Here is a 14,025-nt window from a genome sequence, read left to right on the forward strand (position 1 = left end):
GTTTTCATGGCGATCAAGAAGAAGATTTGTATTGTAGCAACAGTGCCTTACGCGCTCCGAGTCTTCATGCTGGAGCATATTCGTGAGCTCTCCCGAGATCATGAGGTGACATTGATGGCGAATGCTGAAAACCATCAGATGGATGGACTCTTCAATGAGCATGTTCGCTTCATACGCTTGCCCATCGAGCGAAAACCTTCAGTATTCAGCGATGTGAGAACGTTGTGGCTACTCTATCGAATCTTCGCCAGGGAAAAGTTTGACTGCGTATTTTCCATTATGCCCAAAGCGGGTTTGCTGGCGATGGTCGCTGGGTTTATGGCGCGTGTTCCCCACCGGTTTCATATGTTCACGGGGCAGGTGTGGTTCACTAATGGCGGCGTTGTACGCTGGGGGCTAAAAAAACTTGATAATGTTCTTGCACTCTGCGCTACTCACGTGATGGCTGATAGCCCTTCTCAACGTCAGTTTCTAATCGAAGAAGGTGTCGTCACCCCTCGAAAGATAACGGTTTTCGGCAAGGGATCCATCAGTGGTGTTGATGTCCAGCGTTTCAGACCGAATCCCGTGGTACGCGAGAAGTACCGTAAGGAGTTGGGTATCAATGATCACGCGGTGGTATTCCTCTTCATGGCTCGACTAACCCGAGTCAAGGGCGCGCTCGATGTGACCCGTGCTTTTTGTCGGGTAGCTGCCGAGATGCCCGATGCTCATTTGCTTGTCATCGGCCCTGAAGATGAAGAGGGGATCGAGAGCGAATTGACAGTCATCATGAGCGACTTTACCGATCGATATCACCGCGTTGGTTTCACCTACGATCCAGAGGGTTATATGGCTGCCGCAGATGTATTTTGTATTCCCAGCTATCGCGAGGGTTTCAGCTCTGCAACCATCCAGGCCGCAGGTGTCGGCTTACCCGCAATCGCTTCCCGGATCTATGGGTTATCGGATGCGGTGGAGGAGGGGGGCTCCGGTCTGTTCCATGCGCCGGGCGCGCTGGAGGAGATCGGTGCAGCGATGAAGACTCTGTACACCGACAAAGACATGAGAGCCCGCTTGTCGGCCCGTGCTAATGAGCGGGCTCATGGGGATTTCTCGCAGTCATTGATTGTCCATGAGTTTGCCAGTTTTATTCGTGCAGCATTGCATTGACGCTGCGCCGGGGGGGCGTCGTCAGATTCTGACGGGGTAGGCCCGGAGAGCATTTCACTAAGGGATATGGTGTATCCACGTAATTCTGCGGAGCTTTTGAGATACATGACTAGTTGGTTAGTTTATTCAATCATTGTGTTATTGATTTCGTTATTGCTGACTTGGGCGCTTCGAAGATATGCACTTTCGCATAGTTTGATGGATGTCCCCAATGCACGCAGTTCCCATTCCGTGCCTACCCCTCGTGGCGGGGGGGTGGCAATTGTTGTCGCCTTTTCTCTGGCAACCGGGGCTCTGTTGGCCACGGACAATATCGATATCGCAATCGGTTGGGCTTTGCTGGGGGCCGGGGTTGCTGTCGCGCTGCTAGGATTTCTCGATGATCATGGTCATATCGCCGCACGTTGGCGTCTTTTGGGACACTTCAGCGCTGCGGTGTGGGTATTGCTATGGCTGCAGGCGTTGCCGCCGATAGCGTTGTTCGGCATGAGCGTAGATATGGGGTGGTTCGGCTATCTCATCGGCTCCCTCTATTTGGTTTGGATGCTTAACCTTTACAACTTCATGGACGGTATTGATGGTATCGCCAGCGTCGAGGCTGTCTGTGTTTGTCTTGGTGCATGTCTGTTGTATTGGTTGTCTGGTTTCGACCAACTTATAACCCTGCCATTGATGCTCGCCGCAGCCGTTGGAGGTTTTCTTTTTTGGAATTTTCCCCCCGCACGAATTTTCATGGGAGATGCAGGCAGCGGCTTCCTCGGGATCATTCTCGGAGTTCTGTCGTTACAAGCCGCGTGGGCTTCGTCCCAGCTGTTTTGGTGCTGGCTGATTTTGTTGGGGGTGTTCATTGTCGATGCGACTTTGACCCTCGTACGCCGTCTGGCCCGGGGAGATAAGGTCTACGAAGCGCATCGTAGTCATGGCTATCAATTTGCGTCCCGTCAACACGGCAAGCACCTGCCGGTCACCCTCGGGGTCGCCGCGCTCAATCTTCTATGGTTGTTACCGATAGCGGTCTGCGTCATGCTGTTCGATCTTGATGGTTTCCTCGGGTTGCTCGTGGCATATGCGCCCTTGACGGTGCTGGCTTTTCTCTACAAAGCTGGCAGCCTCGAAACAAAATAGTCAGCGGGATGACTGCGGCGTATCAATTGGGATACCCGACGTGACAAAGATTCAACATGGGAGCGGTACAGGTGTTCGACAGGGTTTTGGATAGAATGCGCGCATCGTTGCTTGGGCTGCCCAGGCGCCAGAAGCGATTGTTGCAGGTTATGACGGACGTGATTCTGGTCTGGGGTGCGCTATGGCTTGCATTCGTGGTGCGCCTTGGGATCGACGACTTGGCCAATCCCGTGGAGGATCACCTTTGGCTGTTCCTAGCTGCGCCAGTCATCGCAATTCCGTTATTCGTTCGCTTCGGAATGTATCGTGCTGTAATGCGCTACTTTGGCAACGACGCACTGATCACTATCATCAAGGCCGTCTCTCTTGCTTCGCTCATCCTCGCGGTGGTGGTGTATTGGTACAGTGGGCACAACAATGTCGTGCCGCGCTCTATTATTTTCAACTTCTGGTGGCTGAGCTTGATAATGGTAGGGGGCCTGCGCCTTGCCATGCGCCAATATTTCCTCGGGGATTGGTATAGCGCGGTACAGCACGTACCCTTTACCACCAATCGCGACGACGGCTTGCCGAAGGTTGCAATCTATGGAGCCGGCGCAGCGGGGAACCAATTGGTTGCCGCATTGCGTTTGGGCAAAGTGATGCGACCGGTTGCCTTCATCGACGATGATAGCAGTATCGCTGATCGGGTCATTTCTGGGCTTCAGGTCTACAAGCCGCGCCATATTCAACGCATGATCGATATGACCGGCGCCCAGGAAATCCTGTTGGCGATTCCATCAACTTCACGCGGACGCCGACGTGAGATCCTCGGATTTCTAGAGGGGTTCCCGCTGCACGTGAGAAGCATCCCCGGGTTCATGGATCTTGCCAGTGGTCGGGTCAAAGTCGATGACATTCAAGAGGTCGACATTGCAGACCTGCTGGGGCGTGACGCGGTTCCCGCGCAAGAGGACTTGCTTGAGCGCTGTATCGCGGGGCAAGCTGTTCTGGTCACGGGAGCCGGAGGTTCCATTGGTTCAGAACTGTGTCGGCAGATACTGAATCAAGGTCCCAAAACCCTGCTGTTGTTCGAACATAGTGAGTTTAACCTTTATTCAATTCTTTCCGAACTTGAGCAGCGTGTCTCCCGCGAGTCCTTGCCTGTGCGTTTGATTCCGATCCTGGGATCGGTACGCAATCAGCCACAGTTGTTCGATATCATGAAAACGTGGAGTGTAGATACCGTTTATCACGCGGCCGCCTATAAGCATGTTCCCATGGTGGAGCACAACATTGCGGAAGGCGTGTTAAACAATGTGATCGGAACCCTGAATACTGCTCAAGCTGCCCTGCAGGCGGCAGTTGAAAACTTCGTGCTGATTTCCACGGATAAGGCGGTTCGCCCGACCAACGTTATGGGCAGCACCAAGCGCCTGGCGGAAATGACCTTGCAAGCATTAAGTCGGGAGTTGGCGCCGGTATTGTTCGCTGATCAGGGGAACGTTTCTCAAGTCAACAAGACGCGCTTCACCATGGTTCGTTTTGGCAACGTGTTGGGGTCGTCTGGTTCTGTCATTCCGCTGTTCTACAAGCAGATCCGCTCCGGTGGACCACTGACTGTTACGCACCCCAATATCACGCGATACTTCATGACTATTCCTGAAGCTGCGCAACTTGTCATCCAGGCGGGTTCGATGGGGCAAGGTGGTGATGTTTTTGTCTTGGACATGGGCGCGCCAGTCAAGATCGTCGAGTTGGCAGAGAAAATGATACATCTGTCTGGGCTGAGCGTACGTTCCGAGCGCAACCCTCATGGCGATATTGCCATCGTCTTCAGCGGCCTCCGTCCAGGCGAGAAGCTCTATGAAGAGCTCCTGATCGGTGACAATGTCGCTGCGACACGCCATCCGATGATCATGACTGCAACCGAGGACTATCTCTCTTGGGATGTTCTCAAGGACAGGCTGAATGCCCTGCTGTCTGCCATCGCCGATGACGACTACGATCGGATTCGCCAGTTGCTACGGGAAACGGTAAGTGGCTATGCACCCGAAGGCGATATCGTCGACTGGATTCATATGCAGCGCCGCCATAATCCGTGATGTTTCAATTGGTTTTTCAACACGACTCTATCGTCAGTCCATCTGGGCTGGCGATTGCTTTTACATATAAACGAATCCGTTCTTGGTCGAAGAGCATTTCGGGGAGAAAACCATGCGAGTGTTGGTAACCGGAGCGAATGGTTTTGTTGGTAGCGCGGTTTTCGCGCGGCTGCAAGCCGATGCCTCCACGGTCGTAACTGGAGCTGTACGCTCCCTTGCCGGGAGTCCTCCAACTGATGGATTACTGCATGCCGTTGGTGACATTGGAGCGGAGACCAACTGGGCTGCAGCGCTTGAGAGTGTTGATGTCGTCATCCATTTGGCAGCTCGTGCCCACGTTTTGAATGACTCCAGTACTGATCCCTTAGCTGCATTTCGTCGCATCAATGTCGATGGCGCAGTGGCATTGGCCCAAAGTGCCATCAGGCAGGGCGTGAAGCGCTTCATTTTCATCAGCTCAATCGGCGTTAACGGTAATGTCACTGATACGCAGCCGTTCTCCGAAACTTCGTCGCCTGCACCCCATGCGGATTATGCAAGGACGAAATACGAAGCTGAAGAAGCCTTGAAGCATCTGTGTGCGGGTTCAGCAATGGAGCTTGTGATCATTCGCCCGCCGCTGGTTTATGCTGCTCACGCACCGGGTAACTTCAAGCGCCTGCTGAAGCTGGTCTCCTCTGGTATACCGATGCCATTCGGCAGCTTGAGGAATCAGAGGAGTCTTGTCGCGCTCGACAACCTGGTCGACTTCATCATCACCTGTACGCGTCATCCTGCGGCTGCAAACGAGCTGTTTCTGATCAGTGATGGTGAGGATGTTTCCACCGCTGACATGCTTAGGCTGCTGGCGCAAGGCATGGGGAAAAAGTCTTTGTTGCTGCCTGTTCCTTCGCCTCTCCTGGCGGTACTGGCCACAGCTGTAGGCAAGCGCAACATCCATACGCAACTGTGTTGCTCTTTGCAATTGGACTCTTCCAAGAGCCGGGCTCTGTTGGGGTGGACGCCGCGAGTCGATGTGAGTTCGGCGTTGGCAGAAGCTGGTCGGCGATATGCGCAGACGGCTTGAGCGGCCCGGTAGCCACAGATGCGCCTGGGCGCTGTGATCCATGACGGTCTGGGTTGGATCAATGGCTTCAGCTCTGGCGAGCTAATGGTTTACTTTTCTGAAGTTGGCTTCACTGCCTGGCTGGGCTTTTCATCAGAATGGCCTCAAGCGTTTGCTGCGTTGGTCAGGTGCAGGATGCAAGAGTAGATCGGTTTTTGTGGGGCATGGCCTCGCGCTCGGGTAGATTCAAGATTTGGTAAAGAATACATATTTGACCCTGTACGGTGAACGACTAGGTTTGAAAGGCGGCCAAGGAAACGCTGCCACCTTCATTCAAACCCAAGGAGCTTCACCCATGCGCAAAACCTATCTCGCCTCACTCCTGATCGCCCTGTTCGGCATCCTTTCCCTGCCACTGAATGCGGCGCCAGGCAATCCGGCATCTGCAGGCGTGACTTCTGCGCAAGCCGAGTCAGCCAGGCTCGACCTGAACAAGGCAGACGCCATGGCCTTGCAAAGCCAGTTGAGCGGTATCGGCAAGAGCAAGGCAGAGGCCATCGTGGCCTATCGCGAGGAGCACGGTGACTTTGCCTCGATTGACGAACTGCTGGAGATAAAGGGAATCGGTAAAGCCTTGCTGGATCGCAACCGGGACAAGCTGACCGTGAACTGAGGTCAGCAGAGATGAAAGGCCGATCCTGTCGATCGGCCTTTTCAGCGATGGTCGCTAACGATCCCGCGCCTCCTTCGCATCCATCTCCGCATTGCGCTCATGGATCTTTCTCAACTGCTCGTCCGTCAACGGCAGCTTCTTCGCGGTGTCCCTGAGCATCATCAGGCCACCGACGATCGAACCGAGCGCCACCAACAGAATCAACCAGGCATACCAGGGCATGACGTTCTCCTTCATACGGCAATGAGTCCGTATCTGTAATATCGAGTAAAACTTGGCACAGATGGTTCAATTATAGGCTGCAGCATTCAACCCTGATTCACGATCACCGGCCCCCGCTGCGCCTTCGCATCGTTTACAATGCGCGCCGTTTTCGACTTGCCAAGAGACCCTGCCCATGTCCGCCTGCCAGACGCCCCTGATTGTCGCCCTGGATTTTCCCACCCGTGACGCCGCCCTGAAGCTGGCCGATCAGCTGGACCCTGCGCTGTGCCGGGTGAAGGTCGGCAAGGAGCTGTTCACCAGCAGCGCTTCCGGCATCGTCGAAACCCTGTGCAGCAAGGGTTTCGAGGTCTTCCTCGACCTGAAATTCCACGACATCCCCAACACCACGGCGATGGCGGTCAAGGCTGCGGCCGAGATGGGCGTGTGGATGGTCAACGTGCATTGCTCCGGCGGCCTGCGCATGATGTCGGCCTGCCGCGAAGAGCTGGCCAAGCGCAGCGGTCCGCAGCCGCTGCTGATCGGCGTGACCGTGCTGACCAGCATGGAGCGTGAGGACCTGGCCGGCATCGGCCTGGACATCGAGCCGCAGGAGCAGGTCCTGCGCCTGGCCGCGCTGGCGGAAAAAGCCGGGATGGACGGCCTCGTCTGCTCGGCTCTCGAAGCCCCGGCCCTCAAGGCCGCGCACCCGTCGCTGCAACTGGTGACCCCGGGCATTCGTCCGGCGGGCAGCGCCCAGGACGACCAGCGCCGCATCCTCACCCCGCGCCAGGCGCTGGACGCTGGCTCCGGCTACCTGGTGATCGGTCGCCCGATCAGCCAGGCCGCCGACCCGGCCAAGGCGCTGGCGGCGGTGGTCGCGGAAATCCGCGGTTGAGTTATAAGCCATAAGCTGCAAGCGGCAAGTAAAAGCGGTCATCACTCCGGCCGCTCTTTCTTGCTGCTTAAAGCTTGAAGCTTCCCGCTGTTCTCAGACCTTCAGCACCAGCTTGCCGAAGTTCTCCCCGCTGAACAGCTTGAGCAGCGTCTCGGGGAAGGTCTCCAGCCCCTCGACCACATCCTCCTTGCTCTTCAGCTTGCCGCTGGCCAGCCAGCCGGCGATCTCCTGACCCGCTGCGCCATACTGCGCGACATGGTCCATCACCACGAAACCTTCCATGCGCGCGCGGTTGACCAACAGCGCAAGGTAGTTGGCTGGCCCCTTCACCGCCTGCTTGTTGTTGTACTGGCTGATCGCGCCGCAGATCACCACCCGCGCCTTGAAATTCAGGCGGCTGAGCACGGCATCGAGGATGTCGCCGCCGACGTTGTCGAAGTACACGTCCACGCCGTTCGGGCACTCGCGCTTGAGGCCTTCGAGCACGTCCTCGGCCTTGTAGTCGATGACCCCGTCGAAGCCCAGTTCATCCTTCAGGTACTGGCACTTCTGCGCACCACCGGCGATACCCACCACGCGGCAACCTTTGATCTTCGCGATCTGCCCGGCAATGCTGCCCACCGCCCCGGCGGCACCGGAGATCACCACGGTCTCGCCTTCCTTCGGCGCGCCGACTTCGAGCAGGGCGAAGTAGGCGGTCATGCCGGTCATGCCTAGCGCGGAGAGATAGCGCGGCAGCGGCACCAGCTTCGGGTCGATCTTATAGAAGCCTTGCGGTTCGCCGAGGAAGTAGTCCTGCACGCCCAACGCGCCATTGACGTGGTCGCCCACGGCGAACTTGGGATTGCGCGAGGCGATCACCTCGCCGACACCCAGCGCGCGCATCACCTGGCCCAGGCCGACCGGCGGGATATAGGACTTGCCTTCGTTCATCCAGCCACGCATGGCCGGGTCGAGCGACAGGTAGAGGTTTTTCACCAGTACCTGGCCGTCGGCGGGTTCGCCCACCGGTACCTGTTCGAAGCTGAAATCGTCTCGGGTCACGGCGCCCACCGGGCGTTTGGCGAGCAGGAAGCGGCGGTTGGTCTGGGCAGTCATGGAAGCCTCGCGAAGGTTGGGCAAAAGTCTTGTGATAGACGTTCGCTGCCCGTTCGGCAAGTTCGTCCTGAGCCACGAATATCCGACTATCCAGCGGGATGATAAACCAGGGCGTGGATAATCATCGCGTCGCATGGTGCTCCAACCGGCGTCCTGATGATGCTGCCCAAGCGCCCTGTAGCCTGACTAGACTCTCGGCCATTGTCCTCACCCCTGTTGCAGGAGCTATCGATGAGTATGACGTTCAGCGGCCAGGTTGCCCTGGTCACCGGTGCCGCCGCCGGTATCGGCCGGGCCACGGCCCTCGCATTTGCCCGGGAAGGGCTCAAGGTGGTGGTCGCCGACCTCGACGTGGCCGGTGGCGAAGCCACGGTGGAGGAGATTCGGTCGGCGGGTGGCGAGGCGATCTTCGTGGCGTGCAACGTGACCAGGGACACCGAGGTGCAGCACCTAATGGCCCGCACTATCGAAACCTTCGGCCGCCTCGATTATGCGTTCAACAACGCCGGCATCGAGATCGAGCAGGGCCGTCTGGCGGACGGCAGCGAGGCGGAGTTCGATGCGATCATGGGCGTCAACGTCAAGGGCGTGTGGCTGTGCATGAAGTACCAGTTGCCGCTGCTGCTGGCCCAGGGCGGCGGGGCGATCGTCAACACCGCCTCGGTGGCCGGCCTGGGTGCGGCACCGAAGATGAGCATCTATGCGGCCTCCAAGCATGCGGTGATCGGCCTGACCAAGTCTGCCGCCATCGAATACGCGAAGAAGCAGATCCGCGTCAACGCGGTGTGTCCGGCGGTGATCGACACCGATATGTTCCGCCGCGCCTACGAGGCCGACCCGCGCAAGGCCGAGTTCGCCGCAGCGATGCACCCGGTCGGGCGCATCGGCAAGGTCGAGGAAATCGCGGCCGCCGTGCTTTACCTGTGCAGCGATGGTGCCGCGTTCACCACCGGCCAGGCCCTGGCCGTGGACGGTGGGGCGACGGCTATCTGATCGCGGCGAGCGTGGCGTTACGACTGGCGCGCACCAGCGCGCCAGCCACCAGCACGCAGCCGGTCAGCAGCAGGGCGCCGAACAGTGCCAGCGCGGTGCCGGCGCCGAAGCGGTCGGCAAGTAATCCGGTAAAGATCACCGGCAGGCTGAAGCCGAGATAGGCCAGCAGGAAGAATCCGGCGCTGGCGCGGGTTTTTTCCGAGCCGGCCAAGGTATTCACCGCTGACAATCCTCCCAGATAGATAAACCCGTAGCAGGCACTGCTGGCGCCGATCGCGCCCAGCAGTACCGCCACGAGCATCCCGCCGTGGGCGCCCCAGGCCAGCAGGACATAACTGCACGGCAGCACCAGCAGGCCAAGCAAGGTCGAGCGCGCCGAGGTCATGCGCCGCGCCAGCGGCTGGAACAGCAGGCCGCAACTGATCACGCAGAAGGTCGACAGCCCCGACCAATTGGCCAGTTGGTGCCGGGCCAGGATCGACGGCATCAGGGCGATCACCAGGCCGACACAGGCCCAGGCCAGCAGGATCGCCAGGCCGTAGGGCAGGCTGCCCTGTGGATAAAACGGCAAGCGCAGCAGGGCGGTGTTGCGCCGCTGTACCGGATCGGGCAGGCCCAGTACCGCCACGAACGCCAACGCAGCGAGGGCCAAATGCAAGGGAAAGCTCCCCGGCGCCAGGCTCGGGCCCTGCAACAGGAACAGGCTGGTCACCGCAGCCCCCAGGCCAAAACCCAATGACGTGCTTGCAGTCACCCGATTGGCTGCGGCGCGGGCGTCGCCGTCCTGCATCAGTTCGCACATGTAGGCGGTGCCGGTGGCTGACGCCAACGCCGTACCGACACCCAGCAAGGTGCGGGCGAAGGCCAGTTGGGTCAGGCCGGGTGCCAGCAGCATCAGCAGGGTGGCCAGTATCGACAACGCCAGCGCCGCGAGGATCAGGCGCTTGTGTCCGACCCGGTCTGCCAGCCCGCCCAGCAGCAACAGCACTGGCAACACGCCGATCACATACCCGGAAAAGGCCACCGCCGTCGCCGCCGCGCCCTGCCCGGAAAGGGCCGCATAGGCGGTGTAGAGCGGGGCCTGGAGATTGACCGCGAAGGTCACCAGGCACAAGGCGAAGGCCAGGGTGGCGGGGGCGTGACGGCTGATCATGACGAACTCCTTGGATGGCCCGCCGATTGTCCGAGCCGCGCCACGGAGGGAAAAGGCACAGCCCCGGGGCTTTTGTGATTAACTGTTCGGTCAAAACAGACGAACACTTTCGCCATGCAGCTGAATCTCGACCGGCAACGTTCCATTCCCCTGGTGCAACAGTTGGCTGACGGCCTGCGCGACTGGATCAGCAGCCAGCGCCTGCGTCCCGGTACGCGACTGCCGTCGATTCGCCAGGTAGTACGCGAGCAGGGTGTCAGTCAGTCCTGCGCCATCGAAGCCTACGACCGCCTGGTCTCGCTGGGCTGGCTGGAAGCCCGCCACGGTGTCGGTTTTTTCGTCGCCGAGCGCAGGGGCCAGGCGCCGTTCGCCGAGGAACCGGCCTGGGACGAAGGCGCCGAGGGGCGCTGGCGGCTGTTCAGCGACGAGCAGGAAGACCTGCTGCGCCTGGGTTGCGGCTGGTTGCCGGGCAACTGGCGGCAGAGCGAGGAGATCGCCCTGGCGATTCGCCAGGTCAGTCGCGGTGCCGAGCAGGACCTGTTCGGCTATGGCCCGCCCTTGGGGCTGACCGCCTTGCGCCAGCAGGTGCGCAAGCGCCTGGCCCTGATCGGCATCCAGGTGCAGCCCGAGCAGATCCTCGCCACCCAGGGCGCCAGCCAGGCCCTGGACCTGCTGGTGCGCACCCTGCTCAAGCCCGGAGATGCGGTGCTGGTGGAAAGCCCCGGTTACTACAACCTCTACAACCTGCTGCGCCTGCATGGTGTGCGCCTGCTGGAGGTGCCGCGCACGCCCGAAGGGCCGGATCTCGAGGTGATGGTTGCGCTGCTGCGCGAACACCGTCCGCGCTACCTGTTCATCAACAGCCTGTACCAGAACCCCACCGGCACCAGCCTCACCCCGCGTACCGCCCAGCGCCTGCTGGAACTGGCCGGTGAGCACGATCTGCGCATCGTCGAGGACGATATCTACGCCGATTTCCAGGAAGGCCCGGCGACCCGCCTGATCACCCTCGACAGTCAACAGCGGGTTATCTACCTGGCGAGCTTTTCCAAGACCCTCAGCAGTTCGCTGCGGGTCGGTTACCTGGTGGCAGAGCCCGCGCTGGTCGCACGTCTGGCGGAGGTAAAGATGATCACTGGCATCGGCGCCTCGCGTTTTGCCGAACAGGTGGTAGCGCAGTTGCTCGGCAGCGGGGTCTACCGCAAGAGCGTGCAGCGCTTGCGCCTGCGTCTGGCCGAGCATATGGCCAGTGCCCTGCGCCTGCTCGAAGCCCATGGCTGGGAAGTCTTCGCCGAACCCTACGGTGGCATGTTCGTCTGGACCCGCTACCCGGGTGTCGACTTTGCCGGCCTGCAGCGCATCGCCCAGGAGCAGGGCGTGCTGCTCTCGCCGGGTTCGGCCTTCGACCCGCAAGGCCGCGACAGCGACTGGTTGCGCATCAATGTCGCCTACGCCCGGGATCACCGCGCCCAGGGCTTTTTCCAGGCGGTGGCGCAAGCATCGTCGCGGCGACCTCCAGCATCCTGAAAACGACGGCCTCGTAGCTTTTTGCCATGATTGCGACAGGGGTGGCTTGTGCAGCGCCCGGCGCCGTTGCCACTCTGCGTTCCTGGATATCCGGGGTTTTCCAAGGGCAGCAGGAGAGGGCAGCGCGCAATGAAGTCAGGCACGAATGGCGGTTTTGCCAATCTGGGCATGGCCCGCAAGCTGGGGCTGGGATTCACCCTCGTGCTGTTGCTGACGGCGGTGGTGGCGGCAATCGGGATCGCTGCGCTGTATGGCCTGGGCCAACGCTTTGACGGGCTCAAGCAGGTCACCGCGTTCAACAATGGTGTCCTGGCCTTGCGCCTGCATGAACAGCGTTACGCCCAGCGTTCCGATCCCAAGGAGGCCGAGGCCCTGCGCAAGGGCGTGGAAGCGCTGGAAGGCCAGATCGCGCTGTTGCCCCAGCTGGGCGGCAGCGATGTCGGCAGCGCACTGGCCGATTACCGCAAGGCCTTCGATGAGTTCGTCGAGCTGACCCAGTCCAAGGAGCTGGCCCTGGACATGGCCAGTTGGTCGGTGTCCAGTGTAGCCAACAACCTCGATGTGCTGCAGTCCGGGCTGGCGGATGACGGCACCTGGACCCTGAAGGACTCCCAGGGCCAGAAGGGCGCCGAGTTCGTCGAGCAGGCCGGCCAGGTCGCCCAGGTGGCGCGCCTGATGCTGCAAGCCATGGATGAAGCGCGGGTGCGCCTGGAGCAGAACCGCAAGGGCGCCGAAGACCTGCGCCAGGGCCGTATCGAACAGGCCGAACAGGCCGCGCAACTGGCCGATCAGCTCAAGGGGGTGATCCAGGATCCCGGCTACCAGAGCGTACTCGGCGAAGTCATCACCCATATCGCCAGCTTTGGCGAGAAGCTGGGTGAATACACCGACCTGCTGGCTCGCGAGGCGCAATTGCGCAAGCAGTTGCAGGAGCGCGCCGACCAGGTCACGACCCGGGTCGAACAGATCAACGGGGCGATCGATGCCAGCATGCAGAGCGAGCTGAAGCGCAATGCCCTGCTGATCCTCGTGTCGTCACTCGCGGCGCTGCTGGTCGGTGTGGTGGCGGCCATCCTGATCACCCGCGCCATCGTCCAGCCGCTGCGCCGGGTCATCGGCCGGGCCCAGGAAATTGCCGCCGGTGATCTGCGCGGGCAGATCGTCGTCGACCGCCGTGACGAGGTTGGCCAGTTGCTGCTGGCCATGCAGCAGATGGGCAGCGGCCTGAGCGGCATCGTCAGTGGCCTGCAGACCGGCATCGACAAGCTGGCCAGCAGCGCCCACACCCTGTCGGCGGTGACCGAGCAGACCAACCGCGAAGTCAGCAGCCAGAAGGACGAGACCGACCAGGTCGCCACCGCCATGCAGCAGATGACCGCTACGGTGCACAGCGTCGCCCGCGATGCCGAGGAAGCGGCCCAGGCCGCGCAATCGGCGGACGGCAAGGTGGAGAGCGGCCAGCAGGTGGTGCGCCAGAGCATGCAGCGCATCGAGCGCCTGGCCAGTGCGGCGGATTCCGCCAGCCACAGCATCGAAAGCCTCAGCGCAGAGATCCAGCACATCGGCTCGGTGCTGGAAGTGATCAAGAGCGTCGCCGAGCAGACCAACCTGCTGGCACTCAATGCCGCTATCGAAGCGGCCCGGGCCGGCGAGCAGGGCCGTGGCTTTGCAGTGGTGGCGGACGAGGTGCGCGCGCTGGCCCAGCGTACCCAGCAATCCACCGGTGAGATCGAACGCCTGGTCAGCAGCCTGCGCAGCAACGCCCAGGCTTCGGTCGCGCAGATCCAGGACAGCGGCGAGCTGGTCAAGCTGGCGGTGGCCGATGCCCTGCAGACCGAAAGCGCCCTCGGCAGCATCGCCAGCGCGGTGTCGCTGATTCAGCAGATGAACCAGCAGATCGCCGCCGCAGCCGAGCAGCAGAGCTCGGTGGCCGAGGAGATCAGCCGCAGTGTCACCCAGATCCGCAGCAGCGCCGATCAGTCGGCCATGGCCATGCGCGGCAACGCCAGCTCGAGTATCGAGCTGGCGCAGTTGGGGGCGGAGCTGAAGGGAATGGTCGGACACTTCCGGATCTGA

The 14,025-nt window shown here is 60.6% G+C and carries 12 protein-coding genes and 1 pseudogene; 10 read left to right on the plus strand and 3 right to left on the minus strand.

Features of this window, described 5'->3' with window-relative positions; translation table 11 throughout:
* The first annotated feature begins 6 nt into the window (after positions 1 to 6).
* From PSEMO_RS15180 to PSEMO_RS15200, 5 genes are all read left to right on the plus strand, one after another.
* Positions 7 to 1,152, plus strand: coding sequence for a glycosyltransferase (locus PSEMO_RS15180; RefSeq protein WP_075803809.1), 1,146 nt, complete (start codon positions 7 to 9; stop codon positions 1,150 to 1,152).
* Between the two features lie 105 nt (positions 1,153 to 1,257).
* The gene (locus tag PSEMO_RS15185) at positions 1,258 to 2,277 is read left to right on the plus strand and encodes an MraY family glycosyltransferase (protein ID WP_075803988.1); all 1,020 of its coding nucleotides are present in this window, start codon (positions 1,258 to 1,260) and stop codon (positions 2,275 to 2,277) included.
* 56 nt (positions 2,278 to 2,333) lie between these two features.
* On the plus strand, positions 2,334 to 4,361 hold the full coding sequence (locus PSEMO_RS15190) for a polysaccharide biosynthesis protein (protein WP_178392003.1): 2,028 nt from the start codon (positions 2,334 to 2,336) through the stop codon (positions 4,359 to 4,361).
* A gap of 82 nt (positions 4,362 to 4,443) precedes the next feature.
* Complete coding sequence (locus tag PSEMO_RS15195) at positions 4,444 to 5,427, plus strand: NAD-dependent epimerase/dehydratase family protein (RefSeq protein ID WP_256721143.1); 984 nt, start codon at positions 4,444 to 4,446, stop codon at positions 5,425 to 5,427.
* A 334-nt stretch (positions 5,428 to 5,761) separates the two neighbouring features.
* Complete coding sequence (locus tag PSEMO_RS15200; RefSeq protein ID WP_075803810.1) at positions 5,762 to 6,079, plus strand: ComEA family DNA-binding protein; 318 nt, start codon at positions 5,762 to 5,764, stop codon at positions 6,077 to 6,079.
* Positions 6,080 to 6,133: 54 nt separating this feature from the next.
* On the opposite strand, the gene PSEMO_RS15205 is transcribed toward PSEMO_RS15200, so the two are convergent.
* Positions 6,134 to 6,301 carry a DUF2897 family protein gene (locus PSEMO_RS15205; RefSeq protein ID WP_075803811.1) on the minus strand — a complete coding sequence of 56 codons (168 nt, stop codon included), beginning with the start codon at positions 6,299 to 6,301 and terminating at the stop codon, positions 6,134 to 6,136.
* A 175-nt stretch (positions 6,302 to 6,476) separates the two neighbouring features.
* Here PSEMO_RS15205 and pyrF point away from each other — a divergent pair, with 175 nt between their 5' ends.
* Positions 6,477 to 7,178: an orotidine-5'-phosphate decarboxylase gene (gene pyrF, locus PSEMO_RS15210; RefSeq protein WP_075803812.1), complete on the plus strand. Its 702-nt coding sequence runs from the start codon at positions 6,477 to 6,479 to the stop codon at positions 7,176 to 7,178.
* Between the two features lie 93 nt (positions 7,179 to 7,271).
* Here pyrF and PSEMO_RS15215 read toward each other — a convergent pair whose 3' ends face one another.
* On the minus strand, positions 7,272 to 8,276 hold the full coding sequence (locus PSEMO_RS15215) for an NADP-dependent oxidoreductase (RefSeq protein WP_075803813.1): 1,005 nt from the start codon (positions 8,274 to 8,276) through the stop codon (positions 7,272 to 7,274).
* A gap of 231 nt (positions 8,277 to 8,507) precedes the next feature.
* On the opposite strand from PSEMO_RS15215, the gene PSEMO_RS15220 reads away from it, so the two are divergent.
* On the plus strand, positions 8,508 to 9,269 hold the full coding sequence (locus PSEMO_RS15220; protein ID WP_075803814.1) for an SDR family oxidoreductase: 762 nt from the start codon (positions 8,508 to 8,510) through the stop codon (positions 9,267 to 9,269).
* Here PSEMO_RS15220 and PSEMO_RS15225 read toward each other — a convergent pair.
* A complete protein-coding gene (locus tag PSEMO_RS15225) occupies positions 9,262 to 10,422 on the minus strand; it encodes an MFS transporter (RefSeq protein WP_075803815.1) in 1,161 nt (386 codons plus the stop codon). The two genes, PSEMO_RS15220 and PSEMO_RS15225, sit on opposite strands and share 8 nt — an antisense overlap.
* 114 nt (positions 10,423 to 10,536) lie before the next feature.
* Between PSEMO_RS15225 and PSEMO_RS15230 the strand changes: the two genes are divergently transcribed.
* From PSEMO_RS15230 to PSEMO_RS34295, 3 genes and pseudogenes are all read left to right on the plus strand, one after another.
* A complete protein-coding gene (locus tag PSEMO_RS15230; RefSeq protein ID WP_075803816.1) occupies positions 10,537 to 11,949 on the plus strand; it encodes an aminotransferase-like domain-containing protein in 1,413 nt (470 codons plus the stop codon).
* Between the two features lie 990 nt (positions 11,950 to 12,939).
* Positions 12,940 to 13,113, plus strand: a pseudogene (locus PSEMO_RS34290) (HAMP domain-containing protein); the annotation flags it as partial.
* A gap of 207 nt (positions 13,114 to 13,320) precedes the next feature.
* Positions 13,321 to 14,025 (plus strand): methyl-accepting chemotaxis protein, encoded by a 705-nt coding sequence (locus tag PSEMO_RS34295; protein WP_372239122.1) that lies wholly within the window; start codon positions 13,321 to 13,323, stop codon positions 14,023 to 14,025.

Origin of the sequence: Pseudomonas putida (assembly GCF_001941965.1) — a bacterium.
In the GTDB taxonomy this organism is placed as follows: Bacteria; Pseudomonadota; Gammaproteobacteria; order Pseudomonadales; family Pseudomonadaceae; genus Aquipseudomonas; species Aquipseudomonas putida_L.